The sequence below is a fragment of the Aquirufa sp. A-Brett2-W8 genome (assembly GCF_054558755.1).
The window spans coordinates 30,783-53,768 of record NZ_JBPXKS010000007.1; the positions used below are offsets into that span (position 1 = coordinate 30,783).

Consider the following 22,986-nt stretch of genomic DNA (forward strand, 5'->3'; position numbering starts at 1 on the left):
TATGCAATCATTAGCTAAATTTCACGGCGTTGCGCCAGCTCTAGTTACTCCAATGAACGAAGATCGTTCAATTAATTGGGACGGATTAACGAAGTTAATTCAACACGTGAGCAACGGAGGTGTTGATTATTTAGTGGTTCAAGGTACAACTGGTGAATCTGCAACCACGACAGCAGATGAGAAAAAGCAAATCGTTGCTACGATTCAAAAAGCGAACTCTAAGAACCTTCCCATCGTTTATGGATTAGGAGGGAACAATACAGATTCAGTAGTAAATCAAATCATACAAACTTCTTTCGAAGGTATTGATGCCATATTATCCGTCTGTCCTTATTACAATAAACCAAGCGCTAGAGGTGTAATAGCTCATTATGAAGCCATTGCCGATGCTTGTCCTGTACCCGTAATTATGTACAACATACCAGGAAGAACAGGTATAAATATGTCGGCCGAGACAGTTTTAAAACTAGCTGAACATAAAAATATTATTGGAATTAAGGAAGCATCTTGCATCATTGAACAATGTATGGAAATTGCTTATCACAAACCCTCTGATTTCTTGTTAATTTCAGGAGATGATGTGCAAGCCATACCGATTATCTCGATCGGTGGAGTGGGTGTTATGTCCGTTATTGCTAACGCTTTCCCTCAACAATTTACAGCAATGATTCATCAGGCGCTAGAAGGGGACTTTAAAGCTGCTTCTAAAGTTTTAGGTAAATTCCTTACCATCGATCCTTTCTTATACGAAGAAGGAAATCCCGTAGGAATAAAGAAATTATTAGAGAACCAGGGTTTGTTTGGCGCTCAAGTTCGTATGCCATTGGCTAGTGCCTCTGCTGAATTAGGTAAAAAATTAGCTCAAATTAGTTCACAAGAAGGATTAAATAAATAAAATTATGTTTGTACACATTGTTAATTTTTGGTTAAAAAAGGGTTTAAGTGCAGAAGATATCGCACTTTTTGAAGCTGGAGTTCAATCTCTTGCTGATGTAGAAACAGTAGATGTATTTAGCGTAGGAAAACCCGCTAATACAGATCGTCCAGTAATCGATCGTTCCTACGATTATTGCTTGTTAACTACGTTTGAAGAGGAGAAAGGGCATGATTATTACCAAACGGCACCTATCCATTTAGAATTTATAAAAAACTGTGCCCACCTTTGGGATAAAGTATTAATCTATGATTCAGAAAGTATGTAAGCTTCTTCTTGTGTTATCCGTGTTCGGTTGTTCTAAAAACATTAAACCGTCTACCTATTACTCAAATGACTTTAAGAATGGGGGTGTGGAGCGTCAAGATGGCTTAGGCTTTGAGGTTCCCGTGAAATACGACATAGATGTCGTTTATTTTAATGATCATCCGAAGCAAAGCTTCGAGGACATTGAAACGATCAAAATGTCTGGTGAGGTTATGTTAGAGAATAAGCAAACCCAAAATGGCAAAATGCTTTATCGAGGCAATCATCAGGATAAAAAGCAAGAAATTCTAACTCAGATGGTCGAAAAAGCAAAAGAATTAGGCGCAACTGCCTTGATAGACGTTAAGTATTCTGTTTACAGCACACAAACTGCTAGTGGCTTTACCTTTACTGGAAAAGCGGTTCGTTACGTGCTGAAATAAATCGATAAGCTTCTAAATTAGATATCAATACGGTTCCTCGCGAAGACGTAAATCTAATTTGGAAGCTTTTTAGTTTCCTCTCCTTGAAAGTAATCATTCGCTTGTGGCCTACCGTGCCTGCTTTTATCACTTCTTTATTCCCCAATTCATCAACTAATTCCAATTCGAAACTACTCACACGTTGTCCTAAGGCAATTGGTTCTTGTAGCATGATGGTATTCACTTTTTGTGGTGTTTTCAAATCCACCTGAATATCATTCTTTTTTAAAGAGGCCATCCAATAGGTCGAATTTTTTCCATCAAATAAGGGATCGCTTGAATTGCCCTTTAAAAGATTCACTAGCGACTTTGCACGAATAGCCGCAAATCCCATCAATGAAGCTGAATCATTTTCATGAATCAAGCCACGGGTATCTACTGGGATGTTTAACAAAAGGTTAGCGTTTCGTCCTACAGAGGCTGCATAGATCTTAAGAAGTGAATCTGGAGTCTTTACTTTATTATCTTGATCAGGGTGATAATACCAACCTGGTCGAATCGAAACATCCACTTCTGGTGAAACCCAATGTGTTCCATTCTCTTGACCATTTCTATAATTGTCAAAGTCAGGACACCCGGGATAAATTTTGTCTCTTAAAATAGGACTCCACATCGTATCATAAGCGTAACCTCTTTCGTTTCCTACCTAACGAATGTCTGGACCAGCGTCAGAAAATTGAACCGCATTCGGTTGGTACTTATTAACCATAGAATGGAATAGTGGCCAGTCATAAACCTGTTTCTTGCCATTCGGACCTTCACCATTTGCTCCATCGTACCAAAACTCGAAAATAGGTCCGTAATTAGTCAATAACTCCTCCTGCATTTTGGCATACACCTGATTATAGTCATCCGTGCCATAAGCTGGATGAAAACGATCCCAAGGGGATAAATAGATACCGAGCTTCAAACCATATTTTTTACACGCTTCCGACAATTCTTTTACTACATCACCTTTTCCATTTTTCCAAGGTGATTTAGCTACTGAATGAGTCGTATATTTAGAAGGGTAAAGCGCAAATCCATCGTGGTGCTTCGCCGTCAAAATTAATCCCCTCATTCCTGCCTTCTTCGCAATTCTAGCCCATTGATTACAATCTAATGCACTCGGATTGAAAGAGGATGGATTTTCCTTACCCTCGCCCCATTCCACATTCGTAAACGTATTCATATTAAAATGAATAAAGCCGTAATACTCTAGTTCTGCCCAAGCGAGTTGCTTAGCCGATGGAATAGGGTATACAGGGATAGCCTTTTGAGCTAGTGCTGTAAAACTTAACAAGGTAAATAGGAGGGCTCTTTTCATTAGAATTCAGCGTATAAAAAACAGTTTTCAAATATGGTTTGCCCTTGATTCGGAATCGCGCGAAATAAGGGATTGAAGCCGAACCAGATGATTTTACCTTTATCCACTTCTTTAACGCCTAACAATAAAGAATTAGCTAGTTGAGCTTTCTTATTCGCTCCTACAAAACCCATAATATTCGGTTTCGAAGAGGTTTTTAAAACAGGAGTAAAATCCTTCGGAAGCTTTACAAAATCACTTACTTGATTTAAGATATACATCGACAAGTCGTTGATTCTGAAGGCTAAAGGATGGGTTTTCTCCACTTCCACTTGCAACATATTCCCTGAAGTGGTATTGGATAATTCAGTCCTCTCGCGCATTGCATAAGTGGAGGGATGTTTTGCTGTATCTTCTTTCACCACTAAATCTTTGTCATCCAAAATCTTTCGTGCACCTTCCATTAAGATTAGTTTTCCGCCTTTTTTTACCCAATCACTTAATAGTATCGAATTTGTATTCGTTAAAGCTGCATGTTTTCCATCTGGAAAAATGATGTGTGTATAATTAAACAGATTCGACTTGAATAATTGAGTCGAAGGAATGAATGCAGGTTTAAATCCGTATTTCTGAGTTAAGAAATAAGCTAGCTCGCCTTGTTGATTCACATCGTTTGCGGGATCGACTATAACAGCAATTTTAGGAATGAAAATGGATTTATGGTGTGTGGAACCTAAGTCGTAATTTCCAATTGATTTAAAAGTTTCCATATTATCCAGATGAATATTTCGAAAACTTGCAAAATCAACCAAATCACGCCTTTGCTGATCTGTTAATTTTGTAGTAATAATATGTACAAAACCTTCGGAATAAGAAGCGTCATTATAAGTAAGCAAAGCACCCAAATCAATGGCATACTTAATTAATTCATGGCTTTTTTTATAATTATCTATTATAAAACGATATGCCAAATGCTTTTCAGCAGTCGTCTCTTTACCCTCTACTTTTTTAATTTTACTAGAAACAAAAACATTATCATTTAAACCAAAAGCCTTAAATCCATTCAATTGAAGTAGATTCCAAGCTGTAATATCATAGGTTAAAGAATCTTCCAAAGCTATCGTTGGATCAAACAATGCTTGAATCAAAGGAGCTGATGCTTGTTTAGAAGAAATAAGCAAACCTTGTTCATTCAATGGAATTGAAAGTTGCTTCATAGATGAATACTCATAGGCTGGTATACTTTTAGCTACATCTGAATAAGAAAAGGTAATATTATTTCTTTCAAGTAATTGAATAAAATCCTTACCCTTAGCTAGTTCTTTAACGGGAACAAAATAGAAAGCAAACTGATTCGTTGGATTCGTCCTAGACTTATCATGAACTCCATAAAAAGAGGTTTTCAAGCTTTCTGCATTCGTTAGCGACCATTCGACTAAATTTATGGCCAAAGCCGAATGATGTTTTACTCGATCCACCAGGGAAATGGTGTCGCCGTTAATTTTGGAAGCAATTAAACCACCTCTTATACCTCCTTGCTCAAGAGTCATACCTAAGGCTCCATTCAAAACGGGGTAGGTATCACCATAACCAGGATATAATAAATCATATACTTCATTGGTAAAATAAGGCCACTTTTTTTCATCAAAAAGCTTAGAAAAAGAACGTCCCACACTTTCCTGTAGATCTTTAGTAGATTTTGCAATAAAATTCAAATACGGTTTTGCTGCGGGTGGAAAATAATACGAATGCTGATAACTTTGCTCATGAAAATCTGCATGCATCATCGGCATCCAGGAACGATAGAATTTCAAGCGCTGTTGGGTTTCTTTTTGAGTCTGCCAAACCCAATCACGGTTCAAATCAAAAGAGAAGTGATTATAGCGGCCAGAGGTTATTCCCTCGTAATGTTCTTGATCATTAGGATCAGCATTCCCACCTGTAATAAAATTTCGGCGATTGTATTGGGTCACATAGGCATCACGTCCATCCGGATTGATACATGGATCAATTAAAATAACGTAAGAAATTGATTTATTGGGTTTGGAAATCAAGGCGTACAACGTATTCAACGCAGCCTCACTTCCAGCGGCTTCATTTCCATGTACATTAAAGGAAAGATTGATAATGACTGGAAGCGAAGAATCGGCCTTTTCACCTTGGATTCTCTTTTGGTGAATTGTTTGAACTTGCTCTAGGCTAACACCTACCGGTAGATTAGCAATGATCATTTGGCCTTGTTCGCGACCTTCATTCGTATGACCATATACTTGCCATTGAGCTAATCCGGCACTTTGAGAAGCTAAATAACGACTATAGGCTATAATTTGATGATGGTAAGTGAATTTTGTACCAATAGGGTAGCCCAAAAATTCCTCTGGTGATTTAATCTGACCAGAAAGGCTAATACAACTTAGTAAAAGAAGGAAGGTAAAGTAATTTCTCATTATGTTAATTTGGTTTGCAATAAAATTAAATAAAAGGAGGTAAATTAAGGAGTGTTTTGACTTTTATATAAAATAATTCAACATGGCATTACCTCTAAACGACGATAAAACAACCATCAAAAATTCGGAAACTAGTTCATATACGATTCCGTTTATTTTAGTCACTAGTTTATTTTTTTTATGGGGACTTGCGAATAGTCTAAATGGTTCCCTCGTAAAACAATTCCAAACAGCTCTTGATTTACAACGTTGGCAGGCCAATATTGTAGAAACCGCGTTTTATTTTGGCTATTTTGCCATGGCACTTCCAGCTGGATATGTCATGAAGAAAATGGGTTATAAGGCTGGAATAATAATGGGATTAGTTCTTTATGCAGCGGGCGCCTTCTTGTTTTATCCTGCAGCCGAAGTTAGGGTCTATAGTTTCTTTTTAGCAGCTCTTTTCTTAATTGCTTCAGGTATTGCCTTCTTAGAAACGGCGGCTAATTTATACGTTACTGTATTAGGAGATCCCGAAAAAGGAGATTTTCGTCTTAATTTAGCTCAATCCTTTAATGGCATGAGTATTATTTTAGGACCCATCATTGGTGGATTATTCATCTTTTCAGATAAAGAATATTCACGCGAAATGATTCAAGCACTGCCTGCTGCTGAAGCTGAAGCCATTCGGGTAAGCCAAGCATCCTCTGTTCAAATGCCCTATATAATCATTGGGGTGATAGTAGCTTTAGTTGCGCTATTGTTTGTATTTACTAAAATGCCAGAACTTGAATCAGAGGAAGAATCAAAGTCAAAAATTACGATAGCCAGTTTATTAAAAAGAAAACATTTAGTCTTAGGTATTTTAGCTCAGTTTTTAAACCTAGGTGCACAAGTTTCATTGTGGGGAAATTTTGTCGATCTAAAATTAGACTTAGCAAAAAATGATAATTTATGGTTAGTGGAAAAAATATACCAAATAAGTGATTCAATGAGCTCCACGCAAATTGCTAGTTTTCATGCTTCATTTGCGTTTATTATCTTCTTATTAGGACGCTTCTTGGGAACTTACTTAATGGGTAAAATAGCTTCCAATAAAGTTTTAGGGGTATATGCAATTGGATCAGTTATCTCCGTTATTATAGCGATGTTTGGTGGTGGATTAGCTGCTTTAATTGCCTTGATAGCTGTTTATTTCTTCCAATCTATTATGTTTCCTACCATTTTTGCCTTGTCTTGCAAAGGCTTAGGAGAAGGAAAAAAACTAGCCTCTTCTTTAATCATTATGTCGATTGTAGGTGGAGCTATCATTCCACCTTTAACTGCCTCTTTATTTAAGGTAAGCACGGTGGCCGCATTGAGCATACCGCTGGTATGCTTTACCTATATTATTTATTACGCTTATAAAGGGTATGAAATTAGAGACTAATGCAGCGATTTATCTTATTTTTAGACTTACGGGATGATCCTAAACTAATTGAGGAATATGAGAAACACCATGAATCAATTCCTTCTGAAATCAAGGAGAGTATTCTATCTTCTGGTATTGAAACAATGAACATATTTCGATTTGAAAATCGTATGTGCCTTGAAATTGTGGCATCAGATGGGTTTAGTTTTGAAATAAAAGATAAAATGGATGCTAATAATCCTGTCGTGCAAGTTTGGGAATCTTTCATGTCTACTTACCAAAAAATTATCCCAGGAACTCCAAAAGGAGTTAAATGGGTTCTCGCAAAAAATATATTTAGCCTAACAAAATGAGTCAAACTTTCTTACAAATTAATCCAACTGATAATTTACTAGTAGCCTTACTAGATCTACCTAAAGGAACTATCATTAACCATAATGGAAATGAAATAGCTCTACAAGATGATATTGCTGCTAAACATAAATTTACTACGGAAGCCATATCTAAAGATGGAAAAGCTTTCATGTATGGAGTGTTAGTCGGTTTAGCCAGTCAAGATATTCCCAAAGGTGGCTTAATTCATACATTTAATCTTTATCACGCCTCGACTGATTTTGTAGGTAAACAAAAAGAATACCATTGGAACGCACCTGATGTAAGTAAATATAAAAATAGAACGTTTAATGGCTACCACAGAGCAGATGGGCAAGTGGGGACACAAAACTATTGGTTAGTTATTCCCTTGGTTTTCTGCGAGAACAGAAATATTGAACTTTTAAAGAATGCATTTTTAAATGGTTTGGGTTTCCAAAAAATGGATCCCTTCACTCAAAAGGTGCAACAATTAGGTCAACAACTAGCTCAAGGTAAAGCTTTGGAGATTGATACAGCTTCATCAGCGTCCATATTAGTTCATAAATCGTCCCAATTCCCCCAGGTAGATGGAATTAAATTTTTAACGCACGAAAGTGGCTGTGGCGAAAATAAAGATGACTCCTTAAGTCTATGTGCTTTATTAGCAGGTTATTGTCTAAACCCAAATGTAGGTGGCATTACCGTTTTAAGCTTAGGTTGCCAGCATTCTCAAATTGAAGTTTTCAAAGAGAAATTATTCGAAAAAGACCCCAACTTTTCAAAGCCTTTATACATCTTTGAACAACAACAAGATAATGGAAGTGGGGTGGAGAATATGTTAAATGAAGTTATTCTACAAACATTTAAGGGTTTAGTGGAGATCAATCAACAAACTCGTCAACCAGCTCCATTATCAGCTTTAAGGGTAGGAGTTAAATGCGGGGGTTCTGACGGATTCTCAGGAATTTCAGCTAATCCAGCCATCGGACATACAGCAGATTTAGTGGTAGGATTAGGTGGTACGGTCATGATTGCGGAATTCCCTGAGTTATGTGGTGTGGAGCAGGAGTTACAAAATAGATCCGTTACGAAAGAGGTTGCTGATAATTTTGGATTTTTAATGCGTGAATATGCCCGCAGAGCAGCTTTAGTAGGAGCAGGGTTTGATATGAATCCTTCTCCAGGAAATATTAAGGATGGTTTAATTACGGATGCTATAAAATCAGCAGGAGCCGCTAAGAAAGCTGGATCATCTCCTATTGAAGATGTTGTAGGTTATGGGCAATATGTGACTAAGAAAGGCTTAAATTTAGTTTGTACGCCCGGAAATGATGTATTAGCCACTACTGGTATGGCAGGTGCTGGTGCCACCATTCAGTTGTTCACTACAGGTTTAGGTACACCTACTGGCAATCCAATTAGCCCCATGGTTAAATTATCAACAAATACGAAACTAGCCGATAAACTTCCAGAAATCATTGATATCAATTGTGGTCCCATCATTTCAGGTGAAAAAACCGTGAAACAAATGGGAGAGGAAGTATTGGAATACATTATCAAATTAGCTTCTGGCGAGATTAATACGAAAGCAATGGATCTAGGGCAAGATGACTTTATGTTCTGGAGGAGAGGAGTTTCACTTTAAATGGTAAATGGTGAATGGTAAATGGTAAATGTAGATAAAGATTATAGATATAGAACCTCCGGACTTCGGACTCATTCCCTCCGGACTACTGAATACTGGATACTGTCCACTGACAACTGATTATTATGTTCAAACTAACCCACAAAAAAGTACTCATCACCGGCGGATGTTCCGGCATTGGGCAATCTATTGCCTTAACTTTTTTAGCGCAAGGAGCAGAGGTTCATATTATTGACTTGAAGCCATCTGCGGATCCAATGCCGTCAGATATAACCTTTCATCAGGCTGACATTACGTCTTTAGAAGCTGTTAAAGACATTGCAGAGAAACTTAAGTCACTAGATATTTTGGTAAATAATGCAGGTATTCCACAAATTGGTAATTTGAAGAAAACAAATCCAGAAGATTTCCAACATATCTTTGACGTAAATGTAAAAGGTGCTTATCATTGCATGTATGCCTTTATTCCTGCTATGATTGAACAAAAATCGGGGGTGATTTTAAATATGGCATCCGTAGCAGCCTCGGTGGGTATTCCTGATCGATTTGGTTATTCTATGACCAAAGGCGCGATTAAATCCATGACTCAATCAGTCGCTAAGGATTATATTCACCAAGGAATTCGTTGTAATTGTATTTCGCCGGGTAGAGTTCATACCCCATTTGTGGATGGTTTTATTGCCAAAAACTACCCAGACCAGCAAAAAGAGATGTTTGAAAAACTTTCTGCTACTCAACCCATTGGTCGGATGGCAAAACCTCAAGAAATTGCACATTTAGCCTTATATTTATGTTCCGATGAAGCCGCATTTATCACTGGTTGTGATTATCCCATTGACGGTGGATTCCTTTATTTAAACAACTAGACCTATGAAAAAACAACTGATTTGCCTGTTATTGATTTTGGGAACCTCTTTAAGTTCATTTAAAAAAGATGGCCCTAAACGTATCATTTTCTTTGGAGACTCCATCACACAAGCTGGAGTGAATAAGACCGGTTATATTACCAAAATGACCGAAATGATAGCTTTACAAGGTCTTTCCAACCAATATGAATTAATTGGAGCAGGTATTGGAGGTAATAAAGTATACGATTTATACTTACGTCACGAAGAAGATGTGGTGGCTAAGAATCCCAATATCGTGATTATTTACATTGGTATTAACGACGTTTGGCATAAAACAAGTTCTCGTACAGGAACAGATGCAGACAAGTTTGAAAGATTCTATACGGCTTTAATTAAGAAGATTCAAAAAGCTAATGCTCAAGTAGTCATCTGTACACCTACAGTCATTGGTGAGAAGTTTGACAACTCTAATGAAAACGATGGAGACCTGAATGCCTATGCAGCAATCATTAAAAAAATTGCAAAAGATAATAGTCTGCAATTGATTGACCTTCGTAAAGCATTTATGGACTTCGAGTCTAAAAACAATATCGAAAACAAGGATAAAGGAATACTAACTTCGGATCGTGTACACTTAAATGAGATAGGTAATCAATTCTTGGCTGACACGATGTGGGAGGTTATTAAAAAATTATAGAATGAGATTAGCAAGAATAGGAAACCTAGGAAAAGAAAAACCTTGTATTTATCAAAATGGAGCATACTACGACGTATCCTCCTTATTTTCTGATTTCAATGAATCCTTTTTTGATACTAATGGATTAGCAGATTTAGCTAAATTAAATCCAACAGATTTCCCTGTCGTTTCAGGAAGACTGGGGTCTTGCGTTGCTAGACCTAGTAAAATAGTATGTGTTGGCCTTAATTATGCTGATCACGCTAAAGAGACGGGTGCGGAGATTCCCAAGGAACCTATATTATTTTTTAAAAGCACAACAGCTTTGTCAGGTCCCAATGATGATATCATCATTCCTAAAAATTCTACTAAGACGGATTGGGAAGTGGAGTTAGCGATTGTGATTGGTAAAAAAGCATACTATGTTTTTGAGGAAAACGCCTACGAATATGTGGCTGGTTATTGCTTGCACAACGATCTATCCGAACGCGAATACCAATTAGAACGTGGAGGAAACTGGTCAAAAGGGAAGGGATGTGATTCTTTTGCACCTTTGGGACCCTATTTAGTCACAAAAGAAGAGATAACAGATGTGCATCAACTAAGCATGTGGCTAGATGTGAATGGTAAAAGATTTCAGACCAGCTGCACAGATCAATTGATTTTCAATGTACCACAAGTCGTTTCGTATATCTCTCAGTTTATGACGTTATTACCTGGCGATGTTATTAGCACAGGAACTCCGCATGGGGTAGGTCTTGGATTTAGTCCACCTATTTATTTAAAACCAGGAGACGTGGTGACTTTAGGAATGGATGGATTAGGAGAACAACAGCAAAAAACCATCGCTTATCAGGGATGATTGATTCACATCAACATTTTTGGAATTATAACGAAGAAAGAGACACCTGGATAACACCAGAAATGTCCATTCTTCTTACAGATTATTATCCTAATTACAGTGAATCAATATTTAGAGACCTAGGTTTTACTGGCTGCGTAGCCGTTCAAGCGGATTCATCTGAGGAAGAAACCTTATTTCTCCTCGCTCTTGCAGAACAAAATGAATTCATACAAGGTGTCGTAGGATGGGTTGATTTACAAAGTAAAAATATCGAAGATCGCCTAGCTTATTTTACTCAATTTGAAGCCATTAAAGGTTTTCGACATATCGTTCAAGGAGAAAAAGACGCCCTTTTTCTAGCTAGAAAAGAATTCATTAAAGGAGTTAAGACTTTAGCGAGTTTTGATTTAAGTTATGATTTATTGATTTATCCTCATCAATTGAAATCTGCCATTACTTTTTGTGAATCCTGTGATGATCAAAGAATTGTTTTAAATCATTTGGCAAAGGCACCACTAAAGTCAGGGAATATTCAGGAATGGAAGAAAGAAATTCAAGCGTTCTCCAGTTTATCCCACGTTTCAGCTAAAATTTCCGGAGTTGTGACTGAGGCGGCAGATCAATCGTGGACGCAGCAACAAGTGAATGAGATAGTGGAGGTGGCATTAGATGTTTTTGGTCCTGATAGACTAATGATTGGAAGTGATTATCCGGTAGTTTTAGTAAATTCAACTTTAGAGCGCTGGGTTAATACATTTCATGAAGCACTAAATTGCTTATCTAAAACAGAAAAAGAACATATTTACCAAGCTAACGCTCGTCAATTTTATCAATTGGAAACACTATGAATTTAGGATTAAGAGAGAAAGTCATCATTGTGACAGGTGGTGCTAAAGGAATTGGACAAGGGATTTCTGAATCTTTAGCCCTAGAATCAGCGATGGTGGCTATAGTAGGTCGAAATGAAAGTGATAACCTTCGCTGTATCGAGAAAATACATGCCATCGGGGGACAAGCGTTTTCATTCGTTGCTGATTTAAGTAATCCTTCGGAATGTGCTCAAGTAGTAGATAAAATCGCAGCTACTTTCGGGAAAATAGATGGATTAGTTAATAATGCAGGTATAAATGATGGAGTTGGTCTGGAAACGGGGAATTATGAAAAATTTATTCAATCCATTAATGCTAATTTGACTCACTATTATCTAATGGCTCAGGCTTGCTTACCCTACTTAAAGAAGAGCAAAGGTTCCATTGTAAATATTGGATCCAAAACAGCAGAAACTGGGCAGGGAAACACCTCTGGTTATGCTGCCTCTAATGGAGGGCGCAATGCATTAACTCGGGAATGGGCTTTGGAATTAAGAGATTTTGGAATTAGAGCTAATTCAGTTATTGTGGCGGAATGCTACACACCCATGTATGAAAAATGGATACAAACGCTTGATAATCCAAAAGAGAAACTAGCGAGCATTACAGAAAAAATACCGTTAGGTCAACGCATGACCACAAAAGAAGAAATAGGGGATATGGTCACTTTCCTTTTATCTCCCAAATCAAGCCATACCACCGGACAAATTATTCATGTGGATGGAGGATATGTTCACCTGGATAGAGCTATTTCATGAGAACTTTTGACACATTTGAGAGTCCCGGATTAATCGTTTATCCAGATCGCGTTAAACGTAATATTGCCAAAGTACTTGAAATGGTAAATGGCAATCCAAATCGTTTACGTCCGCACATCAAAACGCACAAAACAAAAGAAGTAAACGATCTATTATTAGCAGCTGGTATTACTAAGTTCAAATGTGCCACTATTGCCGAAGCGGAACTCTTAGCTCTATCTGAAGCACCAGATGTACTTATATCCATGCAATTGATCGGACCTAATTTAGGCCGTTTCAAACAAATGGTAGAACATTACCCTAAAACTACTTTCTCCTCCATCGTAGACGATGCCTTAGCTGCCTCAGCACTGGATAGAACTTTTGCGCAAAGTCGAGTGGGTGTTTTTGTCGACCTGAATATGGGGATGAATCGCACAGGTGTCAAGCCTTCAAGAGCTTTGGCCTTGGTTCAGCACATTCAATCTTTGTCGAATCTACAATTAAGAGGATTGCATGCCTACGATGGCCATATACGAGACAAAGTGTATGAAGACCGGGAAAGACACGTTGAAACAGATTTTAAGCCTTTCTACACCTTACTAGAACAAATTGATATAACTGACCTTGAATTAGTCGTTTCAGGAACTCCGAGTTTTCTAGTTCATCATAAAAATCCACAATATACCTGCAGCCCTGGAACCTTTGTTTTCTTTGATGCGGGTTATGCGGGTTTATTTCCAGAGAATACTTTTGAATTTGGCGTAGAAATCATCGCTAGAATCATCTCAAAACCTTCAGATACATCTATTTGCCTCGATTTAGGTCATAAATCGGTAGCTGCTGAAAATCCAATAGATAAGCGAGTATGCTTTATCGATCGCCCCGGATGGGAACTTACATCACAAAGTGAAGAACATGGCCTCGTGGAAGTGGATAATAGCGCTGATTATACTATTGGAGAAATTGTTCGAATGATTCCGTACCACATTTGTCCCACAGTAAACCTTCATTCTCATCTACAAGTCATAGATGGAGGTATGTGGGAAGTCAAAGCTAGAAATCGTAGACTATGCTATTAATCGATGCACATTTAGACTTAAGTATGAACGCTCTCGAATGGAATCGGGATTTACGTTCTACTATTAAAGAAATTAATGAACGAGAAAAGTCTTTAACAGATAAACCAGATCGTGGAAATGCCACGGTTTGTCTAGAAGAATTGCGGAAGGGAAATGTAGGAATCGTGGTTGCTACACAAATAGCACGGTATGTGGCTCCAGATTCTAGTTTACCGGGCTGGAATAGTCCTGAACAAGCTTGGGCTCAAACACAAGGACAATTAGCCTATTATAAGACTTTAGAACGTACGGGGGATTTTAGACCTATACGGAATCTATCTGAATTACATGATCACTTAACACAATGGGAATCTGAAAATCATACCATTGGCTATATTCTAAGTCTAGAAGGGGCTGATTCTATAGTCTCCCTAGAATACCTTGAAATTGCCTATCATTATGGTTTACGCGCTTTAGGTCCTGCGCATTATGGTCCGGGTCGCTACGCTCAGGGAACAAATGCAACCGGAGGAATGGGAGTGGCGGGAAAAGATTTATTGCGTAAGATGATGGATTTAAACATTATTTTAGACGCGACGCATTTATGCGATGATAGTTTTTGGGAAGCGATGGAATACCATCAAGGTCCTGTCTGGGCGAGTCACCAAAACTGCCGCGCCCTAGTGGATCACAACCGTCAATTCAGTGATGAACAATTGAAAGAGATTATAAGCAGAGGTGCGGTGATAGGAATGCCCATGGATGCCTGGATGATGGTTCCTGGTTGGATGAGGGGCGAATCAACGCCTATAAACAAAAACGTAAGCCTACATACCTTAATTGACCATCTGGTACATATATGTGATTTAGCTGGAAATACCGATCATGTCGGATTGGGTACGGATTTAGATGGAGGATTTGGTAAGGAACAATGTCCGGCTGATATCGAAACAATCGCTGACTTACAGAAACTGCCAGAATTATTGCTTAAACGTGGTTTTTCTACTGAAGATATCGTCAAATTTTGCCACTCAAACTGGTTGAATTTCTTAGAGAAAGCCTGGTCCTAAGCTAGCGGGGGTGGACTCACACTCGTCCAGCCACCATCAACGATTAAGGTTTGACCTGTAATGTGTTTGGCCTTATCACTCAAAAAGAAACAAACGGCTTCTGCAATATCGGCTACATCTGCAGGTTTACCTAAGGGAGTTAAACGACTCCATTCTTTCAAATAATTTGCATCTTTCTGCGTACGTTCTGTCATTGTTGCGCCAGGAGATACGGAATTAATACGAATTTGAACAGGGGATAAGTCAATGACTAAATTTTGAACTAATTGATTTAAAGCGGCTTTCGTCATTCCATAGGCTGCTAAATCGGGATGCGCCTGATGACCGGTAACAGAAGATGTCACTACAATGGAACCAGAATTACCCTCAAAGCGAATAGCCTTAGCCACTTCCTGAATTAAGAAAAACGTTCCTTGGATATTTAAGTCAAGCAAAGACTTCATAGATTCAGGGCTATAATCCCAAAAACTACCAAAAGTCGTAATCCCCGCATTACAAACACAACCAGCTAATTCCCCGGGTAAAGTTTGAGCAAATGCTACCAATTCTTTGATAAATTGAGGTGAACTAACGTCCCCAGCTTTAATATAAGGTCCTGACAAAAGTGAAGGATCAATGTCATTCACAACGACCAAATGTCCTTCCTCCATCAATTGCAAAGCAATTTGATGTCCGATTCCTTGGCCAGCGCCAGTGACGATGTATTTTTTCATCTAGTGCGAATCACGTGTTACAATAGAACCTGAACCTCCTTTTAAAAAGTCAAAATCAGCTCCTAAATCTGCTTGCTCCACATGATCAATAAATAGACCTACATAACCACGAATAGTTTTAGGTTTTTCAAGCGGCTGCGCTAATTTTCTAGCGGCTAATTCGTTCTCTGAAACTTCCCAGTTAATTGTCCTTTTTTCGACATCTAAAGCAATAAAATCACCATTTTGAACCCAATTTAAGGGACCACCTGCCGCTGATTCAGGTGAAATATGTAAAACAACCGTGCCATATCCTGTTCCACTCATTCGGCCGTCTGAAATACGTACCATATCTTTTACGCCTTTTTCTAATAATTTCTTAGGGATACCCATATTGCCGACTTCTGCCATTCCTGGATAACCTTTAGGCCCTACATTCTTTAAAACCATTACCGAAGAAGCATCCACGTCTAATTCTGGGGAATCAATTCGAGCATGGTAATCTTCAATATTTTCAAATACAACTGCCTTACCTCGGTGATTAAACAATTCTTTTGATGCCGCAGATGGCTTTAAAACAGCTCCATTAGGAGCTAAGTTACCTCTTACTACTGCTATTCCAGAATCAGGTTTGAACGGTGAATCAAAGGAAGAAATAATATTTGCGTCATAAATAGGTGTGTTGTCGATATTTTCACCCACCGTTTTACCATTGACTGTTATTATTGAAGTATGCAAATGTTCCTTCATTTGATTCATCAAAGCAGGTAAACCACCCGCATAATATAGATCTTCCATAAAATGCTCCCCTGATGGCTGAATATTCGCTAAAAGCGGAATATTACGGGAAAATTCATCAAAGTCATCTAGCTTTAGATCCACTCCTAAACGACCCGCAATAGCAGTCAAGTGTATAACAAAATTCGTAGACCCTCCAGTTGCTGCATTCACACGAATCGCATTTTCGAACGCAGGACGCGTTAAGACTTTGGACATTTTCAAATCTTCATTCACCATCTCCACGATGCGACGACCTGAATGCTGTGCTAACACCTTTCTACGCACATCGGCCGCAGGAATAGCAGCATTTTGAGGTAAACTTAAACCCAACGCTTCCACCATCGTAGCCATAGTAGACGCCGTACCCATTACGGCACAGTGTCCCGGGGTTCTTGCCATGCAAGCCTCAGCTTCAATAAATTCCTTTTGAGTTAATTCACCTAGTTTATAGGCTTCTGCAAAACGCCATACATCAGATGTTCCAATTTCCTTTCCTTTAAATTTACCTTTCATCATAGGGCCTCCCGAAAGAACCAAAGTAGGTAAATCTACGCTACAGGCTCCCATCACTAAGGAAGGAGTCGTTTTATCACAACCGCACATTAAAACAACACCATCAATCGGATTTGCCCGAATAGATTCCTCCACATCCATACTCGCTAAATTACGGTATAGCATCGCCGTAGGTTTAATTAGAGTTTCTCCCAAAGACATCACCGGAAACTCCACTGGAAATCCGCCTGCCTCGATAATGCCTTTCTTCACAAACTCCGCTAATTCTCTGAAATGAGCATTACATGGTGTTAATTCTGACCACGTATTGCAAATACCAATAACAGGCTTGCCTTGAAAATAATCATCTGGAATACCTTGATTTTTCATCCACGCACGGTAGATAAATCCATCTTTTCCGGTTTTTCCAAACCACTGCTGAGAACGTAAATCAACTTTACTCATCGTCTTTTTCTAGGTCTAAGGTTTTAGAGAGGACAAAACTACCGTCCGCTCCATATTTATAATAACAAGCTCGGATACCAGATGTAATATCCGAATAAGAATCATTTTCAAAATTAAACGAGTGGACTATAGCCGATTTTTCTAAATACAAACTATCTCCACCGGCAAAGCCAAAACGTTGACGTCCCATAATAGCAGGGAACCGAATCGATTTCACTTTACCAGCTACATATTCAAAAGCAAAAATTCGATAGTTTTTACCCTCTAATCCTGCCACCCAAAACTCAGGTAATTGATTTCCATTTAAATCTGTAGCAAAAACAGAATTAGGTCTAAAATTATCAATTTTCTTTTCAATTAGTTTCGAATGACTTTTTTCTATTCGAATGATACCGTCCTCAACGACGATCGTAAAATCTTCAAAAGCGGAGGTAAGACCAGTGGCACTTGACATTGAAACCGTATCATCCACCGCTATACGGGACAAGGAATCACCATAAGCTTTCACCACATCTATATCCGTCATTTCTGTCGTCTCTGGTTGATCGTCTAAATCAGAAATATAGACAAAAATATAAGCCAAAAAACCCAGCAGAATTAACAATAAGAAAAAATTCAACAGTTTAACCATTCGTTATCGATTTCATCCGTTTAATTGCTTCTTCCATTAAGGACTTAGGGCAGGCAAAATTTAGACGAATAAAATTTCGTCCCTTAAATTGTTCTCCACGAAGTACATGAAGTCCGGCATCCCAGCATTTTTTTTGAAAATCTCCTAACAATACTTCATCATACTCTATCCAAGCTAAATAGGTAGCCTCTAAAGGCTGCATAGTTAAACCTGGAGTAGCGCGCACGTATTCTAAGAGTAAATCGTGATTTGTCTTTAAATAGGGTAGAAGCTGCGCTAACCATTCTTCCCCATAGGCATAAGTTGCTAACATCACTTCAATACTATGCCTAGACAACATAGAGAAAAAGCCAGCAGAAGCTTTGGTGAATTTATCTCGGAGTGCAGCATCTAGAATGACAGCCACAGCTCCGCCTAATCCGGCTGTATTAAATGCTTTAGAAGTCGCGAAAAAACTTATAATAGATTGTTTTTCGAATCGGCCTATCGAAATATGTTTTGATTGAGCATGCAAACGTAAATCGGCATGAATTTCGTCAGAAACGATGGTAACGTTATATTTAGCACATAGATCAACAATACGAAAAATCTCCGTTTCATTGAAAACAGTTCCACCCGGATTATGTGGATTGCAAAGGAGAAATACTTTGGGTCCTTTCTGTAAGCCTCTTTCAAAATCAGCAAAATCAAAAGTCCAACGATCACCTTCTTTGATCATTTCAAAAGTAATCAAAGGACAATTCACCCAACCCGCTACTAAATGGAATGGGTGGTATACAGGAACAGCCGTAATAATACCTTCGTTTTCATTCGTTAAAGCTGCACAAGCTGCGGTAATGCCTGGAACAATACCCGGAATCCAAACTTGCGAATCTATAGAAGTTGACCAAGAATAATCTCGTTCAATTTTTTTTTGAGCTAATAATTTAAGCGAATCAGGAACAATAGAGTAACCTAAAATACCGTGTGAGGTTATTTTATCAATAGCTGCTAAAATTTCATCAGCCACAACAAAATCCATGTCTGCCACTGGCATAGGCAGCACGTCTAGATTAGGAGGGTAGGTGACATTATCCCACTTAAAACTGTGTGTATTTTTGCGATCAGTTACTTGATCAAAATCGTAAACTTTACTGCTCATATTTCGGCCTAAAGACATTAAATCCTATCATGTTAGGATGATTCTTTAAATATACGGAAATAGATTCAGCTGATTGACACACCCGCTTGCGATCTTGCGAGGCATGTACTAGATAAAAAATACCCTTATTTTCACGCAAGAAACCTACATGTTGATAATCAAGATCTTTACGCTTGGAAACAAAGGCAATAATGTCCCCCGTTTTTAGGTAAGAGGTAATTGGGGAATAATGTGAACTAGGTACATATATAATGGGTGCCAGATTCTTTTCCATTAGTTGAATAGTAGGAATCGTAATCAGGAGATTTTTAGGGGCCAAATAATGGGACAAAAACTCTACTTTTTTTACCGCCAAAACGCGAAAATCCGAAGGAATAACCTGTTTAAACAAGCCTCTGTCTTCCATTAGAGAAAAAGTTGAACTCAAATAATGGTTTCTAGTTTCGTAGGAAATTGGCTTTCTGACATAACGAATTTGCTCTAATTCCTGCAAGAATACAGAATCAATACCTTTGGAACGATATAAACTCCATACATTCTCTACAAATGTCACGCAATCAAATCCACCAAAATCTACAACGAATTTCTCTGGATTTTCTTTTGATAAAGCATGTGAGGCATAAGGCAATCCATAAAATTGCTTAGCTATAGACAAAGGATCGTGAAGACTATTCGCCTCCTGCACTTTCTTCTGTAAAGTAGATGGAATAACCTGTGCTAGACTCAGGAAAGGAAAAAGAACTAGTATCCAAAACTTCATATTAGGCCTTGTCCTTAATCCATAAGACACTAATCGAACCTGCAATAAAGAAGAAGCCAGCCACAACAATAGCATAAATGGCATTACCTCCATACACATGCTTCACTAGGGAACCACCGATTATGCCACTGACAATTTGGGGTAGTGTGATGAAGAAATTAAAGATTCCCATATAAACACCCATTTTTGACATAGGAATAGAACCCGCTAAAATGGCGTATGGCATTGCTAATATAGAAGCCCAAGCCATTCCTACACCTACCATACTGAAAATCAGCATCTGTGGATCTGAAATAAAATAGATAGAAATTAATCCCAAACCACCGGCAATAAGCGAAACCGCATGCGTGGCTTTATTTCCAATAGATCGAGCAATACGTGATAAAAAGATAGCATAAATAGCAGAAACCGCACTATATACTCCAAAAATAACACCCACCCAGTTCGCCGCATTCTGAAATTCTAGTGAACTATGATCATCCATTGGTAATCCATATACGTGGTGAGCGATGGCAGGAGTGGAGAATACCCACATCGAGAATAACGCAAACCAAGAGAAAAACTGAACAACACCTAATTGACGCATGGTAAAAGGCATTTCTTTGATATAGCGAAAAACCGACCAAATCGTGTCTTTCGTTCCTTCTTCCTGAAAACCCATAGCCTCACGCTCAACTGGCGAATACTCCTTCGTCGTTGCAATCGTCCAAACAATAGCCGTAATAAATACCGCAGCACCTACATAAAAGCTATATAATACGTTGTCAGGTATTTGACCAGCTGCTGCTACTTTAGATATTCCAAACCAATTACCTAGCATATAAGGCAACCACGAACCTACGACCGCACCAATACCGATTAAAAAAGTTTGAATAGAAAAGCCTAAAGTATTCTGCTCTTCTGGCAAATTATCAGCTACCAAAGCTCTAAAGGGCTCCATAGCCACATTAAAGGACGCGTCCATCATCATTAAAATACCAGCACCTACAATCATGGGTGGGATAAAATTAGCTAATGCACCCGCATGTGGGAAAAAGAACAAAGCAGTGGCCGCTAATATAGCACCCGTTAAAAAGAAAGGTTTTCTACGACCTAAACCATTCCAAGTGCGATCAGAATAAAAACCAATAATTGGTTGAATAAGCATGCCTGTTAAAGGTGCAGCTAACCAAAACCAAGATAATTGTTCTACATCCGCACCAAAATTCTGTAATATCCGGGAGGCATTTCCGTTTTGCAACGCAAAGCCAAACTGAATACCTAAAAAGCCCACACTCATATTGAATATTTGCCCTAGACTTAATCGTGGTTTAATAAATGTCTTCATGGTTTTGTTAGTTTAAAAACGAGGGCAGCATTAGCCGGAATCTGAATACGATTACCGTCTACGGGTGCTGTTGAACTGGTTGGAGGCACGAACGAATGTAAAGTCTTTAGAGAATAGGATTGAATTCCCATCATATTTAAAGCTAATGTTGGAATTTCAATAGAAAAATCATGATTTTCCGAATCAAAATTACAAATAATCAAATTACGATCTGTCTCTGTATATCGTAAATAAGCATATACCTTTTTTTTTGGATAGGAGGTATTTTGGGCATATTGTAAATCAAAAAACTTCCCTTTCTGAATAACAGGGCTAGAATTAATCCAGGCTAATAAGGACGTATAGAATGAATCAATTTCCTTTTCCTCAGCAGATAGTTTTCCTCCATCAAATTTACCCTCATTAAACCAGCGCTGATGCGTATCCACTCGATAGAAATCAAACATGGAAGTGCGATCATCCGCTACATTAAACCCTTCAATTTCTTGCGCTTTTTCACCAAACTCTTGACCAAAATAAATCATAACTGGTCCATCATGCTTACTAGCAGTTAATACCATACCTGGAATAGTGGACCAAAAATTATTCGCTGCAAAGGCTGGGGAGTTTAATCGAGTTTCATCGTGGTTCTCTAAAAACCGAAGCATATGATTAGCAAATTCCCCCGATTCTTGTTGCCAAACACGGGTAATATCAGCCGTAGTAGCTCCGTCTTTTTTCTCCATTATATGACGAATACCATCATATAGACCCACTTTGTCATATAAATAATCAAAACCTCCCTTAACTATATAATTACGATATTCGGCCGGGTTATAAATCTCGGCGATAAATACAACCTCTGGATTAATCGCCTTAACTTTAGGTATGGCATAAGCCCAAAACTCCACTGGAACCATCTCCGCCATATCGCAACGGAAACCATCTACTCCTTTTTGGGTCCAGTAGAGTAATACATCCGTCATTTTTAACCACGTATCAGGGATAGGATCAAAATGATTTACGTTACCCTGTTGAATATCAACTCCATAATTCAATTTAACCGTTTCAAACCAGTCATTAATAGAGGGTTGAGCGGAGAAAACATTATTCCCACTCACTTTAGCCGGAATTTCAATGTAAGGTAGCGTAACCGGAATAGGTGGATTTACACCTATAGGAATAGTAAACTGTGTACCCGGTAGATAATAGAAGTTATTGGCAGGAGAGAAGGAAATATCTTTATTATCATTTTGCCCAAAATCGACAACTCCAGCTGGCTTTTGATCTGAAGAATACGCTCTTGCTAAGTGATTTGGCACAAAATCTAAAACTAATTTTAAATCTGAAGCATGGATACGATCTAACATATCAGAAAATTCTAATAGCCTCTCAGCAGGATTATCCGCTAAAAAGGGATTTACATCATAATAATCCTTTATAGCAAAGGGCGAACCCGCCCGACCTTTAACAACTTGTGGATGATCTAAAGGGGATCCATGAGAAGAAAAATCTTCCATGGTCGCATGCTCTAAAATACCTGTTGTATATAAGTGGGAATATCCTTTCTTTTTTAAAGCCTTTAACCCTTTCAGTGAAACATCTTTGAATTTAGTGACTCCATTTTCAGCAGCAGATCCATTTCTCTTTACCTCCGTCTGTTGATTCCCCCAAAGATGAAACATCATTTGGTAAACAACAAGCTTATCTGTTTTCATTGCTTTTTGAGCCATAAGAGGATGGAATAGGGCGGCGGTTAGTAGAACTAAGTAAAATTTACGCATATTATTAAAAATAAACTGTCTAGCACAGCAGAAAAAGGTTTTTTGGC

Annotated in this window: 22 protein-coding genes and 1 pseudogene; 13 read left to right on the forward strand and 10 right to left on the reverse strand. The window is 38.3% G+C overall.

Annotated features, from left to right (window positions below; all coding sequences use genetic code 11):
* Position 1 precedes the first annotated feature (1 nt).
* The 3 genes from dapA to ACST13_RS07785 are packed head-to-tail and all read left to right on the forward strand — an operon-like array spanning position 2 to position 1,623.
* Positions 2 to 895, forward strand: a complete 894-nt coding sequence (gene dapA / locus ACST13_RS07775) for a 4-hydroxy-tetrahydrodipicolinate synthase (protein ID WP_459522631.1) — start codon at positions 2 to 4, stop codon at positions 893 to 895.
* Between the two features lie 4 nt (positions 896 to 899).
* The gene (locus ACST13_RS07780) at positions 900 to 1,202 is read left to right on the forward strand and encodes a Dabb family protein (protein WP_459522632.1); all 303 of its coding nucleotides are present in this window, start codon (positions 900 to 902) and stop codon (positions 1,200 to 1,202) included.
* Positions 1,183 to 1,623, forward strand: a complete 441-nt coding sequence (locus ACST13_RS07785; RefSeq protein ID WP_459522633.1) for a heavy metal-binding domain-containing protein — start codon at positions 1,183 to 1,185, stop codon at positions 1,621 to 1,623. Before ACST13_RS07780 ends, ACST13_RS07785 begins: the two co-directional genes overlap by 20 nt.
* Here the strand turns inward: ACST13_RS07785 and ACST13_RS07790 are convergent.
* The 3 genes and pseudogenes from ACST13_RS07790 to ACST13_RS07800 all read right to left on the reverse strand — a co-directional run bounded on the left by ACST13_RS07790 (position 1,589) and on the right by ACST13_RS07800 (position 5,394).
* On the reverse strand, positions 1,589 to 1,996 hold the full coding sequence (locus tag ACST13_RS07790; protein WP_459522795.1) for a discoidin domain-containing protein: 408 nt from the start codon (positions 1,994 to 1,996) through the stop codon (positions 1,589 to 1,591). The two genes, ACST13_RS07785 and ACST13_RS07790, sit on opposite strands and share 35 nt — an antisense overlap.
* Before the next feature lie 9 nt (positions 1,997 to 2,005).
* Positions 2,006 to 2,968: pseudogene (locus tag ACST13_RS07795) on the reverse strand (alpha-L-fucosidase); the annotation flags it as partial.
* The gene (locus ACST13_RS07800; protein WP_459522634.1) at positions 2,968 to 5,394 is read right to left on the reverse strand and encodes a M14 family zinc carboxypeptidase; all 2,427 of its coding nucleotides are present in this window, start codon (positions 5,392 to 5,394) and stop codon (positions 2,968 to 2,970) included. The gene ACST13_RS07800 and the pseudogene ACST13_RS07795, both read right to left, overlap by 1 nt.
* 82 nt (positions 5,395 to 5,476) lie before the next feature.
* On the opposite strand from ACST13_RS07800, the gene fucP reads away from it, so the two are divergent.
* From fucP to ACST13_RS07850, 10 genes are all read left to right on the forward strand, one after another.
* The gene (gene fucP / locus ACST13_RS07805; protein WP_459522635.1) at positions 5,477 to 6,802 is read left to right on the forward strand and encodes an L-fucose:H+ symporter permease; all 1,326 of its coding nucleotides are present in this window, start codon (positions 5,477 to 5,479) and stop codon (positions 6,800 to 6,802) included.
* A complete protein-coding gene (locus ACST13_RS07810; protein ID WP_459522636.1) occupies positions 6,802 to 7,137 on the forward strand; it encodes an L-rhamnose mutarotase in 336 nt (111 codons plus the stop codon). The genes fucP and ACST13_RS07810 overlap by 1 nt, the downstream gene beginning before the upstream one ends.
* Positions 7,134 to 8,783 carry a UxaA family hydrolase gene (locus ACST13_RS07815; RefSeq protein WP_459522637.1) on the forward strand — a complete coding sequence of 550 codons (1,650 nt, stop codon included), beginning with the start codon at positions 7,134 to 7,136 and terminating at the stop codon, positions 8,781 to 8,783. The genes ACST13_RS07810 and ACST13_RS07815 overlap by 4 nt, the downstream gene beginning before the upstream one ends.
* A gap of 125 nt (positions 8,784 to 8,908) precedes the next feature.
* Positions 8,909 to 9,649: an SDR family NAD(P)-dependent oxidoreductase gene (locus ACST13_RS07820; RefSeq protein ID WP_459522638.1), complete on the forward strand. Its 741-nt coding sequence runs from the start codon at positions 8,909 to 8,911 to the stop codon at positions 9,647 to 9,649.
* A gap of 4 nt (positions 9,650 to 9,653) precedes the next feature.
* Positions 9,654 to 10,328 carry an SGNH/GDSL hydrolase family protein gene (locus ACST13_RS07825; RefSeq protein WP_459522639.1) on the forward strand — a complete coding sequence of 225 codons (675 nt, stop codon included), beginning with the start codon at positions 9,654 to 9,656 and terminating at the stop codon, positions 10,326 to 10,328.
* 1 nt (position 10,329) lies between these two features.
* On the forward strand, positions 10,330 to 11,169 hold the full coding sequence (locus tag ACST13_RS07830) for a fumarylacetoacetate hydrolase family protein (protein ID WP_459522640.1): 840 nt from the start codon (positions 10,330 to 10,332) through the stop codon (positions 11,167 to 11,169).
* The gene (locus tag ACST13_RS07835) at positions 11,166 to 11,999 is read left to right on the forward strand and encodes an amidohydrolase family protein (RefSeq protein WP_459522641.1); all 834 of its coding nucleotides are present in this window, start codon (positions 11,166 to 11,168) and stop codon (positions 11,997 to 11,999) included. The genes ACST13_RS07830 and ACST13_RS07835 overlap by 4 nt, the downstream gene beginning before the upstream one ends.
* Positions 11,996 to 12,778, forward strand: coding sequence for an SDR family oxidoreductase (locus tag ACST13_RS07840; protein ID WP_459522642.1), 783 nt, complete (start codon positions 11,996 to 11,998; stop codon positions 12,776 to 12,778). Before ACST13_RS07835 ends, ACST13_RS07840 begins: the two co-directional genes overlap by 4 nt.
* Entirely contained in the window at positions 12,775 to 13,839 is a 1,065-nt protein-coding gene (locus ACST13_RS07845) for a D-TA family PLP-dependent enzyme (RefSeq protein WP_459522643.1), read from the forward strand. Before ACST13_RS07840 ends, ACST13_RS07845 begins: the two co-directional genes overlap by 4 nt.
* Positions 13,830 to 14,888, forward strand: a complete 1,059-nt coding sequence (locus tag ACST13_RS07850; RefSeq protein WP_459522644.1) for a dipeptidase — start codon at positions 13,830 to 13,832, stop codon at positions 14,886 to 14,888. Before ACST13_RS07845 ends, ACST13_RS07850 begins: the two co-directional genes overlap by 10 nt.
* Here ACST13_RS07850 and ACST13_RS07855 read toward each other — a convergent pair.
* From ACST13_RS07855 to ACST13_RS07885, 7 genes are read right to left on the reverse strand one after another with little or no spacing between them, the layout of a single operon-like run.
* Entirely contained in the window at positions 14,885 to 15,601 is a 717-nt protein-coding gene (locus ACST13_RS07855; protein WP_459522645.1) for an SDR family NAD(P)-dependent oxidoreductase, read from the reverse strand. The two genes, ACST13_RS07850 and ACST13_RS07855, sit on opposite strands and share 4 nt — an antisense overlap.
* Complete coding sequence (locus ACST13_RS07860) at positions 15,602 to 17,317, reverse strand: IlvD/Edd family dehydratase (RefSeq protein ID WP_459522646.1); 1,716 nt, start codon at positions 17,315 to 17,317, stop codon at positions 15,602 to 15,604.
* Complete coding sequence (locus ACST13_RS07865; protein WP_459522647.1) at positions 17,310 to 17,948, reverse strand: hypothetical protein; 639 nt, start codon at positions 17,946 to 17,948, stop codon at positions 17,310 to 17,312. The genes ACST13_RS07860 and ACST13_RS07865 overlap by 8 nt, the downstream gene beginning before the upstream one ends.
* Positions 17,941 to 19,089, reverse strand: coding sequence for a MalY/PatB family protein (locus tag ACST13_RS07870; RefSeq protein ID WP_459522648.1), 1,149 nt, complete (start codon positions 19,087 to 19,089; stop codon positions 17,941 to 17,943). Before ACST13_RS07870 ends, ACST13_RS07865 begins: the two co-directional genes overlap by 8 nt.
* The gene (locus ACST13_RS07875; protein WP_459522649.1) at positions 19,079 to 19,849 is read right to left on the reverse strand and encodes an N-acetylmuramoyl-L-alanine amidase-like domain-containing protein; all 771 of its coding nucleotides are present in this window, start codon (positions 19,847 to 19,849) and stop codon (positions 19,079 to 19,081) included. Before ACST13_RS07875 ends, ACST13_RS07870 begins: the two co-directional genes overlap by 11 nt.
* Before the next feature lies 1 nt (position 19,850).
* Positions 19,851 to 21,176, reverse strand: coding sequence for an MFS transporter (locus ACST13_RS07880; RefSeq protein ID WP_459522650.1), 1,326 nt, complete (start codon positions 21,174 to 21,176; stop codon positions 19,851 to 19,853).
* Entirely contained in the window at positions 21,173 to 22,939 is a 1,767-nt protein-coding gene (locus ACST13_RS07885; RefSeq protein ID WP_459522651.1) for an alpha-amylase family glycosyl hydrolase, read from the reverse strand. Before ACST13_RS07885 ends, ACST13_RS07880 begins: the two co-directional genes overlap by 4 nt.
* Between the last annotated feature and the right edge of the window lie 47 nt (positions 22,940 to 22,986).

What these genes read in the sequence shown, in the direction of transcription:
- dapA (WP_459522631.1), top strand. Translation starts at nt 2, where the DNA reads ATGCAATCATTAGCTAAATTTCACGGCGTTGCGCCAGCTCTAGTTACT.
- ACST13_RS07780 (WP_459522632.1), top strand. Translation starts at nt 900, where the DNA reads ATGTTTGTACACATTGTTAATTTTTGGTTAAAAAAGGGTTTAAGTGCA.
- ACST13_RS07785 (WP_459522633.1), top strand. Translation starts at nt 1,183, where the DNA reads ATGATTCAGAAAGTATGTAAGCTTCTTCTTGTGTTATCCGTGTTCGGT.
- ACST13_RS07790 (WP_459522795.1), bottom strand. Translation starts at nt 1,996, where the DNA reads ATGGGATTTGCGGCTATTCGTGCAAAGTCGCTAGTGAATCTTTTAAAG.
- ACST13_RS07800 (WP_459522634.1), bottom strand. Translation starts at nt 5,394, where the DNA reads ATGAGAAATTACTTTACCTTCCTTCTTTTACTAAGTTGTATTAGCCTT.
- fucP (WP_459522635.1), top strand. Translation starts at nt 5,477, where the DNA reads ATGGCATTACCTCTAAACGACGATAAAACAACCATCAAAAATTCGGAA.
- ACST13_RS07810 (WP_459522636.1), top strand. Translation starts at nt 6,802, where the DNA reads ATGCAGCGATTTATCTTATTTTTAGACTTACGGGATGATCCTAAACTA.
- ACST13_RS07815 (WP_459522637.1), top strand. Translation starts at nt 7,134, where the DNA reads ATGAGTCAAACTTTCTTACAAATTAATCCAACTGATAATTTACTAGTA.
- ACST13_RS07820 (WP_459522638.1), top strand. Translation starts at nt 8,909, where the DNA reads ATGTTCAAACTAACCCACAAAAAAGTACTCATCACCGGCGGATGTTCC.
- ACST13_RS07825 (WP_459522639.1), top strand. Translation starts at nt 9,654, where the DNA reads ATGAAAAAACAACTGATTTGCCTGTTATTGATTTTGGGAACCTCTTTA.
- ACST13_RS07830 (WP_459522640.1), top strand. Translation starts at nt 10,330, where the DNA reads ATGAGATTAGCAAGAATAGGAAACCTAGGAAAAGAAAAACCTTGTATT.
- ACST13_RS07835 (WP_459522641.1), top strand. Translation starts at nt 11,166, where the DNA reads ATGATTGATTCACATCAACATTTTTGGAATTATAACGAAGAAAGAGAC.
- ACST13_RS07840 (WP_459522642.1), top strand. Translation starts at nt 11,996, where the DNA reads ATGAATTTAGGATTAAGAGAGAAAGTCATCATTGTGACAGGTGGTGCT.
- ACST13_RS07845 (WP_459522643.1), top strand. Translation starts at nt 12,775, where the DNA reads ATGAGAACTTTTGACACATTTGAGAGTCCCGGATTAATCGTTTATCCA.
- ACST13_RS07850 (WP_459522644.1), top strand. Translation starts at nt 13,830, where the DNA reads ATGCTATTAATCGATGCACATTTAGACTTAAGTATGAACGCTCTCGAA.
- ACST13_RS07855 (WP_459522645.1), bottom strand. Translation starts at nt 15,601, where the DNA reads ATGAAAAAATACATCGTCACTGGCGCTGGCCAAGGAATCGGACATCAA.
- ACST13_RS07860 (WP_459522646.1), bottom strand. Translation starts at nt 17,317, where the DNA reads ATGAGTAAAGTTGATTTACGTTCTCAGCAGTGGTTTGGAAAAACCGGA.
- ACST13_RS07865 (WP_459522647.1), bottom strand. Translation starts at nt 17,948, where the DNA reads ATGGTTAAACTGTTGAATTTTTTCTTATTGTTAATTCTGCTGGGTTTT.
- ACST13_RS07870 (WP_459522648.1), bottom strand. Translation starts at nt 19,089, where the DNA reads ATGAGCAGTAAAGTTTACGATTTTGATCAAGTAACTGATCGCAAAAAT.
- ACST13_RS07875 (WP_459522649.1), bottom strand. Translation starts at nt 19,849, where the DNA reads ATGAAGTTTTGGATACTAGTTCTTTTTCCTTTCCTGAGTCTAGCACAG.
- ACST13_RS07880 (WP_459522650.1), bottom strand. Translation starts at nt 21,176, where the DNA reads ATGAAGACATTTATTAAACCACGATTAAGTCTAGGGCAAATATTCAAT.
- ACST13_RS07885 (WP_459522651.1), bottom strand. Translation starts at nt 22,939, where the DNA reads ATGCGTAAATTTTACTTAGTTCTACTAACCGCCGCCCTATTCCATCCT.